Consider the following 20101-nt stretch of genomic DNA (forward strand, 5'->3'; position numbering starts at 1 on the left):
GTTCACACCCACAGCGCCGCCACGAGACGGCGCGAGACGGCACAACAGGAGGAGACCATGCAAGTGAAGAGATTGTCCGCCCGCCGCCGGCTGCTGGCCGGCCTCGTTGCCGCGGCCATCGTGCCGGTCGCGCATGCCGCGCCCGCGCCCGCCACCGGCAGCCTGACCGTCGCCTTCGGCGCGGAGTCGACCACGCTCGACCCGGTCAAGATCTCGGCCGGCGTCGACCACTACTTCGTCGGCCAGATCTTCGAGATGCTGGTGCGCCGCAACGCCGCGCTCAAGGACGAGAACTGGCTGGCGGAAAGCTGGAAGCTCGACCCCGGCAAGGACGGCAAGCCGGTGCTCGACGTGCAGCTGCGCAAGGGCGTGCGCTTCCATAACGGCGACCCGCTGACGTCCGAGGACCTGGAGTTCTCGTGGCAGCGCCAGCGCGATCCCAAGAGCAGCTTCTTCTCGCACTATGTGTCGTCGGTCGAGCGCTTCGAGATCGTCGATGCGCACCGCTTCAGGCTGCATTTCAAGCAGCCCGATGCGCAATTCATCGTCGGCAACATGCAGCTGTGGGCCATGCCCAAGAAATACATCCAGAAGGTCGGCGAGGAAGAGTTCGCCCGCAAGCCGGTCGGCACCGGGCCATGGAAGTTCGTCTCGCGCACGGTCAAGGACGAACTGAAGCTGGAAGCCTTCGACGGCTACTGGAACAAGGACAAGCGCCCCGGCATCAAGGAGCTGACGATCAAGGTGATCCCCGAGGACCTGACCCGGGTGGCGGCGTTCAAGACCGGCAAGGTCGATTTCATCGACAACGTGCCGCCGTCGATGGTCGAGGAATTCAAAAAGATGCCGGGCGTGAAGACCGTCACGCTGGTCAGCGGCAACAACCTGTTCCTGAACTTCAACACGCAGATGCCGAAGTCGCCGTTCAATGACGTGCGCGTGCGCCAGGCCGCCGCGCATGCCATCGATGTCGACGCCATCATCAAGCGCGTGCTGTTCGGCCAGGGCGAGCGCTATGCGCAGGTGGGCAAGGCCTCCAACGGCTACGACCCCGCGCTCAAGCCCTATGCCTTCGACCAGAAGCGCGCCCGCGAGCTGCTCAGGCAGGCTGGTTATCCCAATGGCTTCGACACCCCCTGCTACAACCTCACCACGCCGCGCGAGCCGGGCGTGAAGGAAGTGGGCGAAGCCATGTACGCCTACCTGAGCGAGGTCGGCATCCGCTGCCAGGTGCGCAACCTGGAGTACGGCGCGTGGATCAGCCTGGGCAAGCGCGGCCGTTCCGGCCCGCCCGAGATGGACGGCGTGCTGAGCTGGATGTGGTCGCAAGGCCTGCCCGGCGATCCCGGCCTGGCGTGGTCGGGCCACCTGCACAGCTACCAGGCCGGCGGCGGCTGGGGCACCTACTCGTACACCAGCGACCCCGAGGTCGACGCGCTGCTGGAAAAACAGCGCCAGACCATGGACCCCGCCGCGCGCACCGCGCTGCTGCAGCAGATCGCGCGGCTGAAGCAGGAGCGCGTGCTGGGCGGCCTGCCCACCTACCGCCCGCTGGTGACCTTTGCCTGGCGCGACAACAAGATCGACTACGTGCCCTGGCCCATCCGCGACTACTGGCGCTCGTTCCAGGAAGTCAGCTGGAAATCGCGCTGAGCCGCCGCCGCGCCCGCCTGCATCGAATTGTGCGCGCCGGCGCGGCATCCCCGCCGATGACTCCCCTTCGGAGCCCGCCATGCCCATTGCCAGACGCCTGCTGCACGGCCTGATCAGCATCCTTGGCGCGAGCGTGATCATCTTCCTGATCTCGCGCCTGTCCGGAGACCCGCTCGCCTTGCTGCTGCCGGCCGACGCGCCGCCCGAGGTGATCGAACAGACCCGCCAGCACCTCGGCCTGGACCAGCCACTGGTGGCGCAATACCTGGTGTTCCTGCGCAACGCCGTCACCGGCGACTTCGGCAACTCCTACCGCTGGCAGGAGCCGGCGCTAGGCCTGATCCTGGAGCGGCTGCCGGCCACTGTGGAGCTGGCGCTGGCCGCGCTGGCGTTCTCGATCGCGATGGCGGTGCCGTTCGGCGTGCTGTCGGCGGTCTACCGCGGCTCGTGGTTCGACCGCTTCGCCAAGGTCTTCGCCATGGCGGGCCAGGCCATGCCCAACTTCTGGGTCGGCCTGCTGCTGATCCTGTTGTTCGCGGTGCAGCTGAACTGGCTGCCGGCCTTCGGGCGCGAATCGTGGAACAGCCTGGTGCTGCCCGCGATTGCGCTGGGCTGGTATCCGGTGGCGGCGCAGACCCGCGTGGTGCGCTCGGCCATGCTCGATGTGCTCGACAGCGACTACATCCGCATGGGCCGCGCCATGGGCCTGCCCGAGCGCGTGCTGATCTGGAAGTATGCGCTGCGCAACGCAGCGATTCCGCTGGTGACGATCCTCGGCGTCTACTTCGCGGCGATGCTGGGCGGCGCCTTCGTGGTCGAGGTCATCTTCGCCTGGCCCGGCGTCGGCCGCACCGTGGTCGAAGCCGTGTTCGCGCGCGATTTCCCCGTGGTGCAGGCGGGCGTGATGCTCACCTCGGTGCTGTTCGTGCTGTCCAACCTGCTGGTCGACCTCAGCTACGGCCTGATCGACCCGAGGATCCGCCATGCCTGAGATCGCCATCCCTCCTGCCGGCGCCACCGCGCCGGTGCGCCAGCGTCCGCGGCGCAGCCTGCGCGGCCTGCCGTGGTTTGCGCTGGCGGTGCTGCCGCTGCTGCTGGCCTGCGCCATCGGCGGCGAGGCGCTGCTGCCGCACGACCCCAACGGCCTCGACCTGGGCCTGGCGTTCCAGCCGCCGGCGTGGCTGGCCGGCGGGAGCTGGGCCTATCCGCTCGGCACCGACAACATGGGCCGCGACCTGCTCACGCGCATCATGGCCGGCACCCGCATCTCGCTGGTGGTGGCGCTGTACGCCATCCTGATCTCCGGCGGCATCGGCACCGCCGCGGGCATGCTGGCCGGCTACTTCGGCGGGCGCCTGGACGCGCTGATCATGCGGCTGGTCGACATCCAGATGTCGATCCCGGCGCTGGCGCTGGCGCTGGTGCTGGCGGCGGTGCTGGGGCCGGGTTTCGAGACCGTGGTGCTGGTGATCGTGGTCACCTACTGGACCTGGTACGCGCGCATCGTGCGCGGCGAGGTGATGTCGCTCAAGCAGCGCGACTACGTGGCGCTGGCGCGCGTGGCGGGCTGCGGCACGCTCACCATCTTCCGCCGCCACCTGCTGCCCAACCTGCTCAACACCCTGCTGGTGCTGGCCACGCTGCAGGTCGGGCAGGTGATCATCTTCGAGGCCTCGCTGAGCTTTCTCGGGCTGGGCATCCAGCAGCCCGACGTGTCGTGGGGACTGATGCTGGCCGATGCGCGCAACTACATCACCAACGCGTGGTGGGCCATCACCATGCCGGGGCTGGCGATCATGGCCACGTGCCTGGCGTCCAACCTGCTGGGCGACTGGCTGCGCGACCACTTCGACCCGAAACGGAGGCAGCTATGACCGGCCCGGACCCGCACGTGACCCAACGCCCGTTGCCAACGGTCGCACAGGATACGTCTTCGCATGGCGCGCCGATGCTGTCGGTGCAGGGCCTGACCACGCACCTCGAACTGCGCCGCGGCATGGTGCGCGCGGTCGACGGCGTCGACCTGCATGTGAACCAGGGCGAGACCCTGGGCGTGGTGGGCGAGTCCGGCTCGGGCAAGTCCATGACCATCCTGTCGATCCTGCGCCTGCTGCCGCGCCAGGGCGGCGTGCGCCTGGGCGGCAAGGTGCTGCTCGATGGCGTGGACCTGCTGCAGCTGCCGGAAAAGACCCTGAGCTCCCAGTACCGCGGCCGCAAGATCGCGATGATCTCGCAGGACCCGCTGACCTCGCTGAACCCGGTGTTCACGGTCGGCGACCAGGTCGGCGCGCCGCTGCGCTACCACGGCCGCGCCGAAGGTCGCGAAGCGCGTCGGCGCCAGGTGGTGCAGGTGCTTGAAAGCGTGCGCATCCCCTCGCCCGAGACCCGGCTGGACGACTATCCACACCAGTTCAGCGGCGGCATGCGCCAGCGCGTGGTGACCGGCATGGCCATCGCCAGCGCGCCGCGGCTGCTGGTCGCCGACGAGCCCACCTCGGCGCTCGACGTGACCATCCAGGTGCAGATCATGGCGCTGTTCCGCCGCATCCAGGCGCAGACCGGCGTCGGCATCATCCTGATCACGCATGACCTGGGCGTGGCGGCCAGCATCTGCCACCGGGTCGCGGTGATGTACGCCGGGCGCATCGTCGAGAGCGGCGACGTGCGCACGCTGTATAAGCGCCCCGCCCATCCCTATACCCAGGCGCTGCTGCAGGCGATTCCCCGCTTCGGCGACCGGCGCGAGCGGCTGTACGCGATCCCGGGCAGCCCGCCCAGCCTGGTCGACCCGCCGCACGGCTGCCGCTTCGCGGCGCGCTGTCCGCACCGCAAGCCGCTGTGCGACGACGCCTATCCGCCCGAGATCGAACTGGAGTCCGGCCACAAGGTCAGCTGCTGGCTGGCCTCGGCCGGCTGAGCCCGCGCATGCCAGGAGGCGCCATGCTGCTTGAAGTGCAAGACCTGAAGAAGCATTTCCCCGCGCGCGGCGGTGGCACCGTGCGTGCCGTCGACGGCGTCAGCTTTGCCGTCGATGCCGGCCAGACCTTTGCGCTGGTGGGCGAGTCCGGCTGCGGCAAGACCACCATCGCGCGCCAGTTGCTGCTGCTCGAGCGCCCCAGCGCCGGCGCCATCCGCTTCGATGGCCAGGACGTGCTGGCGCTGGACCGCAAGGGCGTGCTGGCGTACCGGCGCCAGGTGCAGGCGGTGTTCCAGGACCCGTCGTCGTCGCTCAATCCGCGCCTCAAGGTCAGCATGCTGCTGGCCGAGCCGCTGCTGGCGCACGGCCAGGGTGGCAACCGCGCCGCGCTGCGGGCCCGGCTGCTGGAGCTGCTGGAGATCGTCGGCCTGCCGCCCGGCGCGCTCGACCTGTACCCGCACGAGTTCAGCGGCGGCCAGCGCCAGCGCATCGCGGTGGCGCGCGCGCTGGCGCTGCGGCCGCGGCTGCTGGTGCTGGACGAGCCGACCTCGGCGCTGGATGTGTCGATCCGCGCGCAGATCGTCAACCTGCTGGCGCAGATCCAGCGCAGCTTCGGGCTGGCCTATGTGGTGATCGCCCATGACCTGGCGCTGGTGGAGCACTTCAGCTCGGCGGTGGGCGTGATGTACCTGGGCAATATGGCGGAAAGCGGGCCCAGCGCCGCGGTCTTCGGCGCGCCGCGTCATCCCTATACGCAGGCGCTGCTGGGCTCGGCGCCGCGGCCCGACCCGGACCACCAGCCCGCCGAAGGCCTGATCCTGGGCGATATCGGCTCGGCGCTGCACCCGCCGCCGGGGTGCAAGTTCCATCCGCGCTGCCCGCGCGCGCTGCCGGCGTGCGCGACGCAGGTGCCGCCGATGCGGCGGCTGGACCCGGCCGCCGGCGCGGCCATGCCGGCGCACCAGGCCGCGTGCCACCTGCTGCAGTAAGCGCCGGCGCAGGCCGCCTGAGCCGTCTCAGCCGCCCTGCATCCGCGACGGATCGTCGCTGCGCGAGGTGGTGGTGACGCTGCCGTCGCTGTTGAAATGCACGTTGAAGAAGGCCTTGTCGGTCGAGGTTTCCATCCAGCGGTAGCCCCACACCTCTTCCTTTTTGAGCGCGAACGCCTCCACCTTGGTGGGTTTGCCCAGCAGGCGGCGGATATCGTCCTTGCTCATGCCGGCGCGCACGCGCGCGAAATTCTCCGGCGTCAGCACCTGCTCGATGCGCGCGACCTTGCCGTCAGCGCCGATGGTGACCATCCACGTGGTGGTGCCTTCGGGGCCGCGCGGGTATTCCAGCCGGCGCCCGCCGTCCGCCTCTTCCCAGACGATCTCGGGCTTGCCGGCCTGGCGGCGCAGCTCTTCCTCGGTCGACTGGCCCGGCACGATGCCCTTGAACAGCTCGCTGTCGGGCTTGATCGCGTTCCAGGTGTTGCGCGCGGTCTCGCCTGCCTTCTTCATGGCTTGGTCGACCTTCTGCTGGTCGCAGCCGAACAGCGCAAGCATCGAGGCAATCAGTCCCATGGCGGCAAGGCGTCGCGGCGACGCGGCAAAGGTCGAAGGGAAAAGGGTCGAAGGAAATTCACCGGCGCACCGGCTCGGCGATGACGGCCGAGGCTGCCTGTGCGGCGCTTTCGGGGTCGAGTGGCTGGCTTTCATCCTGCTGGCTCCTCCTGGTGCCGCGATTCGGGGCCCCGCTGAACAGGTTGGCCCAGGTATCGAAGCGGCGGTTGAACAAGACCGACAAACCGTTGATGGAACCGCCCTTGGCAATCAGCGACCAGCGCCGCGAGAACTGCCAGGTCAGCTTCACCACGTTCGAGGCCGAGGTCAGGCTCTGCTCGTAGCCCACCGACATGCGTTCGGTGATGGCCTTGCCCATGCTGACCACCTGCTGGTCGTTCAGGCCCGCGGTGCTGGGGCCGATCGAGAATTCGTCGATGCCGAAATGCGAGACGATGCCTTTGCCGGCCCTGCCGCCGATCAGCCCCAGCGCGGCGCCGCCCAGCGCCGAGCCGCTCAGCTGGCGCTGCTGGCCGGCGCCGGCGCTTTCCGCGCCGTAGCCGAACATCAGCCACGACAGCTTGTCCTCGTCGGGCACGTTGGGCTCCGACACCAGCCGCACGCGCGGCAGCCGCACCGTGCCGGTGACTTCCACGCCGGCCTCGACCTCCTGGTTGCGGCGCATGGCGCGGATGTTCATGTTGGGGTTGTCGATCGGGCCGTTGAAATTGATGATGCCGCGTTCGATGTCAAGCTTGCGGCCGAAGGCCTCGTAGGTGCCGTCGGTAACGCGCACCGTGCCGGTGGCCTTCATCGGCGCCAGCGGTTCGCTCTTCACGCCCATCTGTCCGGCCAGCAGCAGGTCGGCACCGGCGCCGCGGAAGCGGAAGTTGTTGCCGAGGTCGACGGTCAGGTCGATCACCGGGCTGAAGCGGCTGGCGGGCTTGCTTTCCGGCACTGGCGTGGCGGCGGTCTTGACCGCGCGCTGGTCCTTGCGCCGGATCACCACGACATCGTCGCCCAGCACCGGCGCGCCGGCCTTGGGCAGGTCGAACAGGGCGCGGTCGACGCGGAACTTGCCGCGGATCACCACTTGCTTGTTCTCGTTGGCGATGCTGGCATCGCCCGACACCACCAGGGTGCGTTCCGGGCTGGCGAACAGCTGCAGCTTGTCGGCGACGATGCGGCCGGTCAGGTTCGGATCGGCCTCGCCCAGCTTGATATTGCCGGTAGCGGTGAGCTTGCCTTCGCCGCCATGGAATTCCACCTGCCTGAGCTCGACCGTGTTCTGGTCCAGCACCACGCGCACGGTGCCGTCGGTCAGGCGCAGCCCCTGGTCGTACAGCGTGACCGCGAGGTTGTCGCCGTTGATGGTGCCGGTCAGCAGCGGCGCCGCCACCGTGCCCGCCAGCCGCATCGCCGCGGCCAGGCGGCCGTCGAAGGCGTACTGCGGGCCGGTCAGCGCTTCCAGCGACTTCAGCCGCGGCACGTCGACGTTGACGGTGCCGCCCAGCGTCGAGGCCGGGCCCACGGTCTGCAGCCCCTGCTCCTGCACCAGCCCGGCCGAGGCATCGACCACCACCTTGCCGATGCGGCCCGACACCATGCCGCCGCGCAACGCGATACGGTTGCCGCCGGCGTCGGCGCGCAGGCTGGTCTCGCCCAGGCCGAGCGTGGTGAAGCCCCGGCCCGCGTTGACCGACAGGTCGCCGCTGCGCCGGCGCAGTTCCGCAAAGCCGGTGGCGGTCTCGGCCAGCGCCAGGTTCCAGCGGCCGTCGATGACCAGGTCGGAGCGCACCGGCGGGCGCTCGCCGGTGATGGTTTCCATCAGTTCCAGCACGTGCCCCACCTGCAGGCCGTCGAGGCTGCCGGCGCTGCGGATGCGGCCGTGGTCCCAATCGAAGCTGTCGATCGCCAGCGTGGCGCGGTCCAGCAGCAGCCGCGTCGCGCCCAGGCGCACGCGCTGGTCGGCCACCAGCAGCTGCGCCGGCGCGGCCAGGCGCAGGTTGACGGTGCTGCGCTCTTCCAGCGTGCGGATGGTGCCGTTCCAGCCCTGCTGGCCGCGCCACGCGCCCTGCCCCGCCAGCGCCAGCTGCAGCGGGCGCTGGTTCAGGCTGCCGGCCGCCTTGACGTCGAAGGCGTGGCTGGCCTGGGTGCCGTTGAGGGTGGCGTCGAGCGTGGCGAGGCTGGCCTGCGGGCCGCGGTAGCCGCGCGCCGCCAGCTGCACCGACAGCGGGCCGTCGAGCCCGCCGCGGATTTCGGCGCGGCCGCTGGCGCTGGCCAGCTTGTGCGGCCCCATTTCAAGCGTTTGCGCGTTGTAGTCGGCCACCACCTCGGGCTTCTTCAGGGTGCCGGTGATGGTGGCGTCGAGCTTGAGCTGGCCGGCCACGCCGAACTTCAGCCGCTCCAGCTGCGGCGCGTCGACCGCCAGCTTCAATGCATCGCCGCGCGCGCCGAAGCTGCCGCGCAGGCTGGCCTGGTTGCCGGCCATGCTGAGCGCGGCCTCGCTCGGCAGCAGCCGCTCGCCCGCCAGCCGCAGCTTGCCGCCGCCGGTCATCGGCAGGCCCGCGTATTCGCTTTCATGCACGGCGAAGTCCAGCGCCACGCCCAGTTGCGGCGCAAGTTCGCCGGTCGCGCTGAAATCCGCATTGATCCGGCCCGCGGCCACCTTGGCCAGCCGCGACGGATCGAACGCCGACAGCTTGCCCTTGAAGCTGTACGGCTGCTTGTCCTTCAGCCCCAGCTTGCCCTCGGCGGTCAGCAGGCCGGTGCCGACCACGGCGCGCAGCGCGGCCAGGGTCACGGTCTCGGCGTCCATGCTGGCGTCGGCAAACAGCTTGAGCTGGCCGCCGGACAGGTCCAGTGCCACGCTCTGCCGGCCCGGCTCGAGGCGGACCACCACCGGGCCCGACAGGCTGGCGCTGGTCAGCGAGCCATGCAGCGCCGCCGGGTCCAGCCTGCGCACGTCCAGGTCGAAGCCGCCGCGGCCGCCGCGCAGCGAGCCGCCGCCGGCGATCTCGGCCTTGCCCGCCAGCGCCACGCGCAGGTCCGACACCGTCTGCGCCGCCTCGCTCAGTTCGACCCGGGCGCGCACCGAATGCACCGGCAGCCGCTCGCGGTCGAGCGGGCCGGCCTCCAGGTTGCGGATCTCGATCTCGCCGGCAACCGCCAGCGGCGGCGGAGCCGGCGCGGCTGCGGGCGCAGAGGCGGCTGCCGATGGCGCGGAGGCCGCCGGCGCGGAAGCCGCGGGCGCCGAAGCTGCCGCCGCGTTGCTGCCGGCCGCCACGCCGTCCACCGGCCGCAGCTCGGCATGCACGGTCAGGTTGGCGTGCGGCGCCGACGGGCTGAACAGGCGCGGGTTGATGCGGTCGCCATCGACCAGCAGGTGCGTGAACGGCACCTTGCCGAACGGCGTCAGGTCGGCGCCGGCACGCAGGTGGATGCGGTCGCCGCTGGCCTGCACTTCGGCGCGCAAGGCATCGAGGTTGCCGTTGGCGGTCGCGTTGACGGCAAAGGCCTCGTCCTGCCAGCTGCTTTCCAGCAACGCTTCGGCGCTGAGCGCGAACGGCGCGGCGGCACCCAGCTGCGCGTTGGCGGCCAGCTTGCCGTAGGGCGTTTCCAGCTTGTCGATGCTGACACGGTGGCGCTGGCCGTCGCTGTGCAGCGCGCCGGCCAGGTTGCCGAACACCATCGGCTCGGCCGTGGGCGCCGGGCCCTGCACCAGCGCCAGGCGCTCGAGCGTCAGCGCATCGACATCGATGGCCAGCGGCAATTCGAGCGAAGCGGGCTTCTGCATCGGTTCGGTGCTGGGTTCGGACGGGCCGAGCCGCACTTCGGCCTTGCCGATGCGCAGCCACTGCACATGCAGCCGCCGCGGCTGCCAGCTCAGCTTCCAGCTGCCGTCGACGCGGTCGACCGTGACGCGCGTCTGGCCGCTGGCGAACACCACGTCGCGCAGGCGCAGGCCGTGCGCCACGGTGCCGCCTTCGAGCTGACCGCTGAGCATGCCGGCCGACAGCCGCGTGGCCAGCGTCCACAGGTGCCGCGTGCCGGCCTCGGTGCGCAGCGCCGCCACGCCGGCGGCCGCCAGCACCACCACCAGCAACAGCAGGATGCCGGCCAGCCAGGCCAGCGCGCGCCACAGCCGCCGGCGCTTGCGCGGCGCCGGACCGGACGGCGGCGGTGCGGCGTCGCTGCCGCCGGGCACCGAAGGCAGGTCGTGCACGTTCATCAGAACGCCACCCCCAGCGAGATATGCGGGCGGAACTGCCGCTCCTGGATGCCGTAGCCCACGTCGAGCTGCAGCGGGCCCACTGGCGTGCGCCAGCGCACGCCGACGCCCACGCCGTTGTAGATGGTCACGCCGCGCAGGTCGTTGGCGGCGGTGCCGGCATCCCAGAACACGGCCATGCCCCAGTCCGGCTTGAACCAGTACTGGTACTCCAGGCTGCCGGTGGCCAGGTACTTGGCCGGCAGCACGCTGGCGCCGCTGGGCGTGCCGATCGACTGGTAGCTGTAGCCGCGGATCGAGTCGGTGCCGCCGGCGCGAAAGCGCAGCGTCGCCGGAATCTGGCTGGCGCTGTCGCCGCTCAGGTCGGCGCCCAGCTCCAGCCGCGCCACCACCAGGTCGCGCTTGCCGACCGGCACGTACTGGCGAATCCGGCCGTACAGCCGCAGGAAGGTGGCATCGCTGAGCAGGTTCTTGGCGGCCACCCCGATCTGGGTGTTGATCACGTTGCCGCGGCGCGGGAACACCGGGTTGTCGACATCGCGCCGGGTCCAGGCAAAGGCCGGCACCAGCGCCTTGCTGATCTGGCTGGCCTGGCCAATCGGCAGCAGCTTGTCGTAGTAGAAGTCGAGCGACATCGCCACGTCGTACTTCTCGCGCGAGCGCGCGCGCTTCAGGCCCGCGCGCAGGCTGGTGGTGTCGGTGTTCTCGATGTCGATGGTGCGCTCGTAGCTGCTGTAGACGCTGTTGCGGTAGGCCCCGCGCGACGGCGGCATCGCCGCCTCGGCGAACAGGTAGGAACGCTTCTGTTCGATGCGCGCCTGCGAATCGAAGGTCCAGGCGCGGTTGAACAGGTTGTAGTAGGAATAGCGCCCTTCGACCTGCGCCCCGGTATCGGTGGTAAAGCCGACACCGCTGTTGAGCCGGTGCACCGGGTATTCGCGCACGCGCACCGACACCGGCGCGGTGACCACGCCGTCGGGCGCCTGTTCGGCATCCGGCGGCGGCTCCAGGTCGACCTGCACGTTGGAGAAATACGGCTGGTTCTGGATCGCGCGCTGCAGCTCCAGCAGCCGCTCCACCCGGTACGGCTCGCCCTCGTTGAGCGGGTTGACGTTGACGATGATCTGTTCCGGGTAGCGGCGCGTGCCGGTGACCTTGAGCGGGCCCAGGCGGTAGGCCGGGCCGCTGACATAGTGCGCCGACAGGTCCGCGCGCAGCTCGTCCGGCTCGACCCGCGCCTGCGACGCGGCCAGCCGCGCGCCGTAGTAGGTGTGGCTCTGCAGCGTCACCAGCGCGTCTTCCTTGGCCTTGTCCCAGTCGTCCTGGCGGAACGGCTCGCCCGCGGGCAGGCCCCACTTGGCCTTCATCTCCGCCACCTGCTCGGGCGACTGGGTCGAGGCCGGGCCGGTCACCTGCAGGTCGACGTTGCGGATCAGCGTGCGCGCGCCGGGGTCGACCATCACATGGACCACGCGCTGGTCGCCCTCGCCCTCGACGCGGGTGGTGGTGGTCGGATCGAAATAGCCTTCGGTGGAGGTGAAGGCCCGCACCTGCTCGCCGACGGTCTCGACCATGTAGTCGAACTGGTCCTGCGACAGGTCGGTGCGGTCCTTGTAGCGGGCGAGGTCGAGGTGCTCCTCGAGCATCTCGCGAATCGGCTTGGGCGCTTCGACCTCGACCTTGTAGGCGGCCTGGGCCGCACCTGCGGCAAGCGTCAACACCAGCACTCCGAGCACGCCCAAGGCGCGCGCGGCCGGGCGCCTGGCGCCACGGCCAGCCGGGTCAGCGGTGTTAGCGGTGTCTTGCGGCATCGCCCATTGTCCACACATACAAAGTCGGTATTTGACCACACCCGGCCGCGCGCCCGGAACTTTCCCACGCGTTGCGGTGCCCTCGCGGCCGCCGGCTACGCTCTGGCGTGCATCCCGCGGGGCCGATACTGTAAAATCATGGCCCACTGTACCTATCTGGCGCCCGCACGGGTGCATCCCGGTTGAACATGGCCCTCTACGAATCCGATATCACCCAGTTCCTGAAGCAGCTCAAGCAAGAGCGCCCGACGCTGGAGGCCGAGCAGCGCGACGGCCGCGCCCTGCTGTGGGACAAGGCCCCGATCGACCTCGAAGAGCGCGCCCGCGCCCAGGCTTCGCGCGTGGCGCAGAAGCCCTACGTCTACTCGCAGGACAACTGATCCCCGCCGCCCCCGGTCCAGAGCGCGAGCCGAGCGCACCATGAGCGCAGCCGACCAGGACAAGCTGCCGCTGCCCGTGGAGCTGCCCGCCGTGGCGCCCGCAGCCGGCGCCGGCCCGGCCGGCCCCGCCGACATGGTCGACGGGATGGCGTTCGCGCGCCTGTACGGCGAGCCGCTGTTCAAGCTGCCGCAGGACCTCTATATCCCGCCGGACGCGCTCGAGATCTTCCTCGAAGCCTTCGAGGGCCCGCTGGACCTGCTGCTGTACCTGATCCGCAAGCAGAACTTCAACGTCCTCGACATCCCGATGTCGCAGGTGACGCGGCAGTACCTGTCGTATATCGAGCAGATCCGCAAGACCAACCTGGAGCTGGCGGCGGAATACCTGCTGATGGCGGCGATGCTGATCGAGATCAAGTCGCGCATGCTGCTGCCGGTCAAGAAGGCCGACAGCGACGAGGAAGCCGAAGACCCGCGCGCCGAGCTGGTGCGCCGCCTGCTGGAATATGAGCAGATGAAGCTGGCCGCGCAGCGCCTCGATACGGTGCCGCAGCTGGGCCGCGACTTCCTGCGCTCGCAGGTCTATATCGAGCAGAGCCTGGCGCCGCGCTTCCCTGACGTCGAAACCGTCGACCTGCAGGCGGCCTGGGCCGACGTGCTCAAGCGCGCCAAGCTCAACCAGCACCACAAGATCTCGCGCGAGGAGCTGTCGGTGCGCGAGCATATGAGCCAGATCCTGCGCCGGCTGCAGCATGCGCGCTTCATGGAGTTTTCCGAGCTGTTCGAGGACGCGGTGCGCTCCGGCAAGGGCGTGCCGGTGGTGGTGGTGAACTTCATCGCCATGCTCGAGCTGTCGCGCGAATCGCTGGTGGAGATCACCCAGGCCGAGCCGTTCGCACCGATTTATGTGCGATTGGCGTACAGCCCCAGCTGACCCGTCCGAACCGCCGAGGCCAGCCCCGCCCCAGTTGATCTACAATCCGCCGACAGCCGGCCCAGACCGGCACGGCAGCCGCCGCGCGCCGCGGACCGGCGTCCGGGTCACCCCTACACGACCAGCACACCAAGGCAGATGAAAGTCATTTCCTCCATCCAAGAGCTGCGGGACCAGTTGCGCGGCCAGAACCGCGCGGCCTTCGTCCCCACCATGGGCAACCTGCACGAAGGCCACCTGTCGCTGATGCGCCTGGCGCGCCAGCATGGCGACCCGGTGGTGGCATCCATCTTCGTCAACCGCCTGCAGTTCGGCCCGAACGAGGATTTCGACAAGTACCCGCGCACGCTGCAGGACGACATCGAAAAACTGCAGAGCGAAGGCGTCTACGTGCTGTTCGCGCCTTCCGAGCGCGACATGTACCCGGTGCCGCAGGAATACCGCGTCGAGCCGCCGCACGACCTGGGCGACATCCTCGAAGGCGAATTCCGCCCCGGCTTCTTCAAGGGCGTGTGCACCGTGGTGATGAAGCTGTTCTCATGCGCGCAGCCGCGCGTGGCGGTGTTCGGCAAGAAGGACTACCAGCAGCTGATGATCGTGCGCCAGATGGTGCAGCAGTTCGCGCTGCCGATCGACATCATTCCGGCCGAGACCGTGCGCGCCGAAGACGGCCTGGCGCTGTCGTCGCGCAACCGCTACCTGAGCCCGGACGAGCGCGCCGAGGCGCCGGTGCTGTATCGCACGCTGCACGACGTGCGCGACACCGTGCTCGGCGGCGACCGCGCCTCGGCCGACCTGCGGGCGGTGGAGGCCAAGGCCCGCGCCTCGCTGGAACAGCGTGGATGGAAGCCGGACTATGTGTCGATCCGCAAGCGCGTCAACCTGCAGGCACCGACGCGCGAGGAATTCCTCGCCGGCGAGCCGCTGGTAATCCTGACCGCGGCCAAACTGGGCGCGACCCGGTTGATCGACAACCTGGAGATCTGAGCGGCGCATCCGCGTCCGCCGAAGAAAAAGGCAGGCCCGGCGGCCTGCCTTTTTTCATGCCCGGCGCATGCCGGCGCGCTGCGCGGTCTTCTCCACATGGCGCTGGTGGCCGCGCCGCCGCTTCCACCAGATCAGCGTGCCGGTCACGGCGAACGCGAGCGGCGCCAGCCCGAACAGCGTGATGAAGATCCGCCCCGGCAGGCCGAAGGCCTCGCCGGTATGCAGCGGAAACTGCCAGTTCAGCAGCGTGTCGCCGGCGGGCGCCAGCAGCGGATCGCGCACGCCCAGCGGCGCGCCGGTCCAGGCATCGAGCCAGAGCCGCGTCGCGCCGGTGTGCTGGCGCACTTCGCCGGGCTGGCACAACCGGATCTCGAAGGCATCGCCGGGCTTGCGCGGGAAGCCGATGCGCGTGACCTGCGCCTGCGGGAACTGCGCCTGCGCCGCGGCCATGATCTCGCCCGCTTCCAGCGGCCGCGCGCCGGCCGGCGGCGGTGCCGAGACATGCCTGGCCGGCGGCGTCACCGTCATCACGCCCGCCACGATCGGCGTGACCCACTTGGGCAGGTTCAGGTACCAGCCGGAAAACGCGATGACGGCCAGCACCGGCGCGGCCAGGATGCCGCCGGCACGGTGCAGCGAATAGTTGAAGCGCGACCAGGAGCCGCCATGCGTGATGCGGAATGCTTGCACCACCGAGCGCAGCTTCATCTTCGGCCACCACGCCGCCACCCCGACCAGCGTGGTCAGCAACAGCAGCATGCCGGCGACGCCGGTGATGGTCTTGCCGGTATCGCCCGACAGCAGGTAGCGGTGCAGGTGGAACAGCGTGGGCAGCAGCAGCCGGCGCGACAGCCCGGGCTCGCCCCAGACGCGCTCGCCCTTCACCGCCAGCGTGACCGGATCGACCATCACCTGGCGCGAGCGCCCCGGCACCACGCCGTCGGGCCCCTTGACCGGATACCAGGCGATAAAGACGCCGTCGGCATGGGTCGGCAGCATCAGCAGGTTGGGCTTGCCGTAGGGCGGCGCCGCCAGCCGCCCGGTCACGGCCTGGACCGTGTCCGGGGTCACCGGCGCCGTCATCGGAGCCGAGGCCACCAGCAGGTCGGGATTGAGCCAGGCGTCGAGCTCATCGCGCCAGGCGATGGTCATGCCGGTCAGCCCCATCAGGACGAACAGCAGGCCGAGACCGAGGCCGATATAACGATGCAGCTTGACGAGGACGACGCGCAGGCGGCCGGTGACCATGACGGGGTGAAGTACGTTGAGCGGACGCTGCCAGGCGCGGAATATGGCGCAAGAGCCATCTCCGCGCCACGATGCGAATGCGAAGGATTCGCGATTCTAACAGGGCCCTTTGGCACTGCCGTGGCAACGTCAGCGCTGCAACGGCGCCAGCAGTGCCGCCAGGTCCAGGTGCGCGGCCATGGTGTCGGCCAGGCGCTCGATCGACGCTTCGCGCAGCGCGTCGAGATCGACTGCCTGCGCCTGGTCCAGCCCGGCCCAGCGCAGCAGCGCCTGGCAGGCGGCGGGGTCGTCGAACAGTCCGTGCACATAGGTGGCCAGCACCTGCCCGTCGGCCGAGCGCGCGCCGTCCGGGCGCATGGTGCCGTCGCCGCGGTCCAGCCACAGCGCCGGCCGCTCCAGGCCCTTGCCGGTGGTGACGCCGAGGTGGATCTCGTAGCCGCGCACCGGCGCGTCGGCCGTCTCCGGCGCCAGCTTGCCGCGCACCTGGCGCAGCTGCTTGTCGGCGGCCAGCGTGGTGTCGTAATCGAGCCAGCCCAGCCCCGCGCTGCTGCCGGCGGGGCCTTCGCGGCCATCGGGATCGTGCACCTGCCGCCCCAGCATCTGCATGCCGCCGCAGATGCCGATCAGCTTGCCGCCGTAGCGCAGGTGCCGCGCCAGCGCCGCATCCCAACCGTGGGCGCGCAGGAAGTCCAGGTCGCCGCGCACGTTCTTGCTGCCGGGCAGCACCACCAGGTCGGCGGGCGGGACCGGCCGGCCCGGGCCGACGAACTGCAGGTCCACCTGCGGATGCGCGCGCAGCGCGTCGAAGTCGGTATGGTTGGCGATGCGCGGCAGCACCGGCACGATCACGCGCAGGCGCTGCGCGGCGTGCCCAGCATCGGCCTGCGCGCCGATGATGGCGTCCTCGGCATCCAGGTGCAGGCCATGCAGATACGGCAGCACGCCGAACACCGGCTTGCCGGTGCGCGCCACCAGCCAGTCCAGGCCCGGCTCCAGCAGACCGATATCGCCGCGGAAGCGGTTGATGATGAAGCCGGTCACGCGCGCGCGCTCGCTGTCGGACAGGCAGTCGAGCGTGCCCACCAGGTGCGCGAACACGCCGCCGCGGTCGATGTCCGCGACCAGCACCACCGGGCAGTCGACCTGCTCGGCAAACCCCATGTTGGCGATGTCGCGCTCGCGCAGGTTGACCTCGGCCGGGCTGCCGGCGCCCTCCACCAGCACCACCTCATGGGCCTGCGCCAGGCGCGCGTGCGATTCCAGCACCGCCTGCATCGCCCGCGGCTTGTAGGCGTGGTAGGCGCGCGCGTCCAGGTCCAGCCGCGCGCGTCCGTGGATGATGACCTGGGCGCCGGTGTCGCTGCTGGGCTTGAGCAGCACCGGGTTCATGTCGGTATGCGGCGCCAGCCGCGCCGCCTGCGCCTGCAGCGCCTGGGCCCGGCCGATTTCGCCGCCGTCGGCGGTGACGGCGCTGTTCAGCGCCATGTTCTGCGGCTTGAACGGCACCACGCGCGTGCCGGCGCGCGCCAGCACCCGGCACAGCCCGGCGACGATGGTGCTCTTGCCGGCATCGGAGGTGGTGCCCTGGACCATCAACGTGCCGCGCAGGGCACCCGGCGGCGGGGATTGCGGAGAGTCGGATTGCATCGGCGGATTATCGCACCGGCCCGCACGCGGGCCGTGCCATGCCCGGATGCGGCGGCTACAATACGCGGATGGAAACCCCGGCCATCGCACCCGCCACCGCGCCCGGTACCGCCCCTGCCGCACAGCCGCGCGCTGCCGCCAGCGGGACCGGCGGCCGCCAGCTGACGCTGGTGCTGGGCGGCGCACGTTCCGGCAAGAGCCACTTTGCCGAACAGCTCGCCACCGACCACGCCACCGTCACCGGCGGACCGGTCACCTACATCGCCACCGCGCACCAGGACCCGGCCCACGCCGACCAGGAGCTGGAGGTGCGCATCGCGCTGCACCGCGCCCGCCGTCCGGCCGACTGGCGCCTGGTCGAAGAGCCGGTGCACCTGGCCGATGCGCTCTATGCCAACGCGCGCCACGACGGCTGCATCCTGGTCGATTGCATGACGCTGTGGATCAACAACCTGCTTTTCCCCAATGGCCGCAGCTATCCCGAGCATGGCGTGATCACGCCGCCGCCGGCATTCACCGAAGAAATCGAGGCACTGCTCAACGCGCTGCCGACGCTGCCCGGCCACGTGATCCTGGTCTCGAACGAGATCGGCTTCGGCGTAATCCCGATGGGCGCCATCACCCGCTTCTATGTCGATGAACTGGGCCGCCTGAACCAGAAGCTGGCCGCCGCGGCCGACTGCGTGCGGCTGCTGGTGGCGGGCATCCCGGTGGCGGTAAAGGGGCCCGATCCCGCATGCTGATGCTGGCCTGGCCGGCATGCGTGGCAGCGGCATGGATCGGGGCACTGCTGGACCGCTGGCTGGGCGAGCCGCGCCGCTGGCATCCGCTGGTAGGCTTCGGCCGCATCGCGGCCGCATTGGAGCGCCGCCTCAACCCTCCCTCGCCACGTAGTGCGCCATGGCGCCAGCGCCTCGCCGGGCTTGCCGGCTGGTGCGTGCTGGTGCTGGTCCCGGCCGCGCTGGCATGGTGGCTGGTGGCCGCCGCGGCCCGCTGGCATCCGTTCGCCGCGCTGGCGCTGCATGCGCTGGCGTTGTACGCGGCGCTGGGCGCGCGCAGCCTGCACCAGCATATCGCCCCGATCGCCGACGCACTGGGCGCGGCCAACCTGCCCGCGGCGCGTGCGCTGATCGCGCGCATCGTCTCGCGCGACACCGCCGATGCCGACGCCGAGGCGCTGGCGCGCGCCGCCTGCGAATCGGCGCTGGAAAACGGCAACGACGCGGTGTTCGGCGCGCTGTTCTGGTTCCTGGCCGGCGGCGCGCCGGCCGTGATCGTGTTCCGGCTGGCCAATACGCTCGATGCGATGTGGGGCTACCGCACGCCGCGGCTGCTGCATTTCGGCTGGGCCGCGGCGCGCATGGACGATGCGCTCAACCTGGTGCCGGCACGGCTGACGGCGCTGTCGTATGCGCTGCTCGGCGCGACCGCGCAGGCGCTGCGCTGCTGGCGCACGCAGGCGCCGGCATGGTCGAGCCCCAATGCCGGCCCGGTGATGGCCGCGGGCGCCGGCGCGGTCGGTGTAAAGCTGGGCGGCCCGGCGCGCTATCACGGTGAAATCGAGCCACGCCCGCCGCTGGGCGCCGGCACCGCGCCGCAGGCGGCGCATGTGATCGCCTGCCTGCGGCTGGTCGAACGCACGCTATGGCTGTGGCTGGCACTGGCGACAGCCAGCGCGCTCGCCGCCTTGATGGTCCCGTTGATGGTCTCCGCACCGGCATGAACACCGCCCTGCCCCCGATCCGCCATGGCGGCGACCTGCTTGCCGCGGTGCGCCGCTACCGGCGCCCGGCCGACGACTGGCTCGACCTGTCCACCGGCATCAACCCCGACGGCTATGCGGTGCCGGCGCTGCCGCCGCAGGTATGGCAACGCTTGCCGCAGGACGACGACGGCCTGGCCGAACTGGCCGCGGCGGCATGCGGCGCGCCCCATGCGCTGCCGGTGGCCGGCTCGCAGGCCGCGATCCGCACGCTGCCGGCGCTGCTGCGCCCGGGACGGGTCGGCATCGCCGCGCTGGGGTACAGCGAATACGCGCCGGCGTTCGCCGCCGCGGGGCACGCCGTGGTGCTGCTGGACGAAGCGGACTTCAACCGGCCTGATCTGGCCGACGCGCTCGATCATCTGGTCGTCGTCAACCCCAACAACCCGACCGCGCGCGTGCTGCCCGCCGCCACGCTGCTGCGCTGGCATGGCGCGCTGGCGGCGCGCGACGGCACGCTGCTGGTCGACGAAGCCTTTATCGATTGCCTGCCCGGCGGCTCCGTCGCCGCGCACAGTGGCGAGCCCGGGCTGGTGGTGCTGCGCTCGATCGGCAAGTTCTACGGGCTGGCCGGCATCCGCTGCGGCTTCGTGCTGGCACAGCCGGCGCTGCTCGACGCGCTGAGCGCGCGCCTGGGCCACTGGACCGTCGCCGGCCCCGCGCGCGAGGTGGCGCGCCGCGCGCTGGCCGACCTGCCCTGGCAGCAGGCCACCCGTGCCCGGCTGCAGGCGTGCGGGGCGCAACTGGCCAACCTGCTGGACCACCACGGCCTGGCGCCGGTGATGCACCCGCTGTTCTGCTGGGTCCCGCATCGCGACGCCGCACAGCTGCACCACGGCCTGGCGCAGCACGGCGTCTGGACCCGCTATTTCGATGCCGCCGGCGGCTGCGCGCCGAGCCTGCGCCTTGGCCTGCCGCCGGACCAGCCGCTGGCCTGGCAGCGGCTGGACGCGGCGCTGGCGGCCGCTGTTTGATGTTCTGACACTT

The 20101-nt window shown here is 70.6% G+C and carries 16 protein-coding genes; 11 read left to right on the forward strand and 5 right to left on the reverse strand.

Annotated elements, in window-relative coordinates; genetic code table 11:
• The first annotated feature begins 57 nt into the window (after positions 1-57).
• The 5 genes from A2G96_RS18475 to A2G96_RS18495 all read left to right on the forward strand — a co-directional run bounded on the left by A2G96_RS18475 (position 58) and on the right by A2G96_RS18495 (position 5559).
• Entirely contained in the window at positions 58-1653 is a 1596-nt protein-coding gene (locus A2G96_RS18475; protein WP_062801530.1) for an ABC transporter substrate-binding protein, read from the forward strand.
• A gap of 79 nt (positions 1654-1732) precedes the next feature.
• A complete protein-coding gene (locus tag A2G96_RS18480; RefSeq protein WP_062801531.1) occupies positions 1733-2644 on the forward strand; it encodes an ABC transporter permease in 912 nt (303 codons plus the stop codon).
• Complete coding sequence (locus tag A2G96_RS18485; RefSeq protein ID WP_062801532.1) at positions 2637-3527, forward strand: ABC transporter permease; 891 nt, start codon at positions 2637-2639, stop codon at positions 3525-3527. The genes A2G96_RS18480 and A2G96_RS18485 overlap by 8 nt, the downstream gene beginning before the upstream one ends.
• Positions 3524-4570, forward strand: coding sequence for an ABC transporter ATP-binding protein (locus tag A2G96_RS18490; protein WP_082819005.1), 1047 nt, complete (start codon positions 3524-3526; stop codon positions 4568-4570). Before A2G96_RS18485 ends, A2G96_RS18490 begins: the two co-directional genes overlap by 4 nt.
• Positions 4571-4593: 23 nt before the next feature.
• Entirely contained in the window at positions 4594-5559 is a 966-nt protein-coding gene (locus A2G96_RS18495; RefSeq protein WP_062801534.1) for an ABC transporter ATP-binding protein, read from the forward strand.
• 27 nt (positions 5560-5586) lie between these two features.
• Here the strand turns inward: A2G96_RS18495 and bamE are convergent, their stop codons facing one another.
• The 3 genes from bamE to A2G96_RS18510 are packed head-to-tail and all read right to left on the reverse strand — an operon-like array spanning position 5587 to position 12156.
• Positions 5587-6135, reverse strand: a complete 549-nt coding sequence (bamE, locus tag A2G96_RS18500) for an outer membrane protein assembly factor BamE domain-containing protein (protein ID WP_062801535.1) — start codon at positions 6133-6135, stop codon at positions 5587-5589.
• Between the two features lie 58 nt (positions 6136-6193).
• Positions 6194-10345, reverse strand: a complete 4152-nt coding sequence (locus A2G96_RS18505) for a translocation/assembly module TamB domain-containing protein (RefSeq protein ID WP_062801536.1) — start codon at positions 10343-10345, stop codon at positions 6194-6196.
• Positions 10345-12156 (reverse strand): autotransporter assembly complex protein TamA, encoded by a 1812-nt coding sequence (locus A2G96_RS18510; RefSeq protein ID WP_062801537.1) that lies wholly within the window; start codon positions 12154-12156, stop codon positions 10345-10347. The genes A2G96_RS18505 and A2G96_RS18510 overlap by 1 nt, the downstream gene beginning before the upstream one ends.
• Before the next feature lie 188 nt (positions 12157-12344).
• Here A2G96_RS18510 and A2G96_RS18515 point away from each other — a divergent pair, with 188 nt between their 5' ends.
• From A2G96_RS18515 to panC, 3 genes are all read left to right on the forward strand, one after another.
• Entirely contained in the window at positions 12345-12536 is a 192-nt protein-coding gene (locus A2G96_RS18515) for a DUF3460 family protein (RefSeq protein WP_018008060.1), read from the forward strand.
• Between the two features lie 40 nt (positions 12537-12576).
• Positions 12577-13470, forward strand: a complete 894-nt coding sequence (locus A2G96_RS18520; RefSeq protein WP_062801538.1) for a segregation and condensation protein A — start codon at positions 12577-12579, stop codon at positions 13468-13470.
• A gap of 138 nt (positions 13471-13608) precedes the next feature.
• Complete coding sequence (panC, locus tag A2G96_RS18525; RefSeq protein ID WP_062801539.1) at positions 13609-14457, forward strand: pantoate--beta-alanine ligase; 849 nt, start codon at positions 13609-13611, stop codon at positions 14455-14457.
• 54 nt (positions 14458-14511) lie between these two features.
• On the opposite strand, the gene A2G96_RS18530 is transcribed toward panC, so the two are convergent.
• Positions 14512-15705, reverse strand: a complete 1194-nt coding sequence (locus A2G96_RS18530) for a PepSY-associated TM helix domain-containing protein (protein WP_062801540.1) — start codon at positions 15703-15705, stop codon at positions 14512-14514.
• Positions 15706-15834: 129 nt separating this feature from the next.
• Entirely contained in the window at positions 15835-17352 is a 1518-nt protein-coding gene (locus A2G96_RS18535) for a cobyric acid synthase (RefSeq protein WP_062801541.1), read from the reverse strand.
• A gap of 38 nt (positions 17353-17390) precedes the next feature.
• On the opposite strand from A2G96_RS18535, the gene cobU reads away from it, so the two are divergent.
• From cobU to cobD, 3 genes are read left to right on the forward strand one after another with little or no spacing between them, the layout of a single operon-like run.
• The gene (gene cobU / locus A2G96_RS18540; protein WP_062801542.1) at positions 17391-18095 is read left to right on the forward strand and encodes a bifunctional adenosylcobinamide kinase/adenosylcobinamide-phosphate guanylyltransferase; all 705 of its coding nucleotides are present in this window, start codon (positions 17391-17393) and stop codon (positions 18093-18095) included.
• On the forward strand, positions 18089-19075 hold the full coding sequence (locus tag A2G96_RS18545) for a CobD/CbiB family cobalamin biosynthesis protein (RefSeq protein WP_062801543.1): 987 nt from the start codon (positions 18089-18091) through the stop codon (positions 19073-19075). Before cobU ends, A2G96_RS18545 begins: the two co-directional genes overlap by 7 nt.
• On the forward strand, positions 19072-20088 hold the full coding sequence (gene cobD, locus A2G96_RS18550; protein ID WP_062801544.1) for a threonine-phosphate decarboxylase CobD: 1017 nt from the start codon (positions 19072-19074) through the stop codon (positions 20086-20088). The genes A2G96_RS18545 and cobD overlap by 4 nt, the downstream gene beginning before the upstream one ends.
• Positions 20089-20101: the final 13 nt, after the last annotated feature.

The sequence above is a fragment of the Cupriavidus nantongensis genome (assembly GCF_001598055.1).
GTDB classification, from domain to species: domain Bacteria; phylum Pseudomonadota; class Gammaproteobacteria; order Burkholderiales; family Burkholderiaceae; genus Cupriavidus; species Cupriavidus nantongensis.

Coding starts and splice junctions, on each gene's coding strand:
- A2G96_RS18475 (WP_062801530.1), top strand. CDS start 58: ATGCAAGTGAAGAGATTGTCCGCCCGCCGCCGGCTGCTGGCCGGCCTC.
- A2G96_RS18480 (WP_062801531.1), top strand. CDS start 1,733: ATGCCCATTGCCAGACGCCTGCTGCACGGCCTGATCAGCATCCTTGGC.
- A2G96_RS18485 (WP_062801532.1), top strand. CDS start 2,637: ATGCCTGAGATCGCCATCCCTCCTGCCGGCGCCACCGCGCCGGTGCGC.
- A2G96_RS18490 (WP_082819005.1), top strand. CDS start 3,524: ATGACCGGCCCGGACCCGCACGTGACCCAACGCCCGTTGCCAACGGTC.
- A2G96_RS18495 (WP_062801534.1), top strand. CDS start 4,594: ATGCTGCTTGAAGTGCAAGACCTGAAGAAGCATTTCCCCGCGCGCGGC.
- bamE (WP_062801535.1), bottom strand. CDS start 6,135: ATGGGACTGATTGCCTCGATGCTTGCGCTGTTCGGCTGCGACCAGCAG.
- A2G96_RS18505 (WP_062801536.1), bottom strand. CDS start 10,345: ATGAACGTGCACGACCTGCCTTCGGTGCCCGGCGGCAGCGACGCCGCA.
- A2G96_RS18510 (WP_062801537.1), bottom strand. CDS start 12,156: ATGCCGCAAGACACCGCTAACACCGCTGACCCGGCTGGCCGTGGCGCC.
- A2G96_RS18515 (WP_018008060.1), top strand. CDS start 12,345: ATGGCCCTCTACGAATCCGATATCACCCAGTTCCTGAAGCAGCTCAAG.
- A2G96_RS18520 (WP_062801538.1), top strand. CDS start 12,577: ATGAGCGCAGCCGACCAGGACAAGCTGCCGCTGCCCGTGGAGCTGCCC.
- panC (WP_062801539.1), top strand. CDS start 13,609: ATGAAAGTCATTTCCTCCATCCAAGAGCTGCGGGACCAGTTGCGCGGC.
- A2G96_RS18530 (WP_062801540.1), bottom strand. CDS start 15,705: ATGGTCACCGGCCGCCTGCGCGTCGTCCTCGTCAAGCTGCATCGTTAT.
- A2G96_RS18535 (WP_062801541.1), bottom strand. CDS start 17,352: ATGCAATCCGACTCTCCGCAATCCCCGCCGCCGGGTGCCCTGCGCGGC.
- cobU (WP_062801542.1), top strand. CDS start 17,391: ATGCCCGGATGCGGCGGCTACAATACGCGGATGGAAACCCCGGCCATC.
- A2G96_RS18545 (WP_062801543.1), top strand. CDS start 18,089: ATGCTGATGCTGGCCTGGCCGGCATGCGTGGCAGCGGCATGGATCGGG.
- cobD (WP_062801544.1), top strand. CDS start 19,072: ATGAACACCGCCCTGCCCCCGATCCGCCATGGCGGCGACCTGCTTGCC.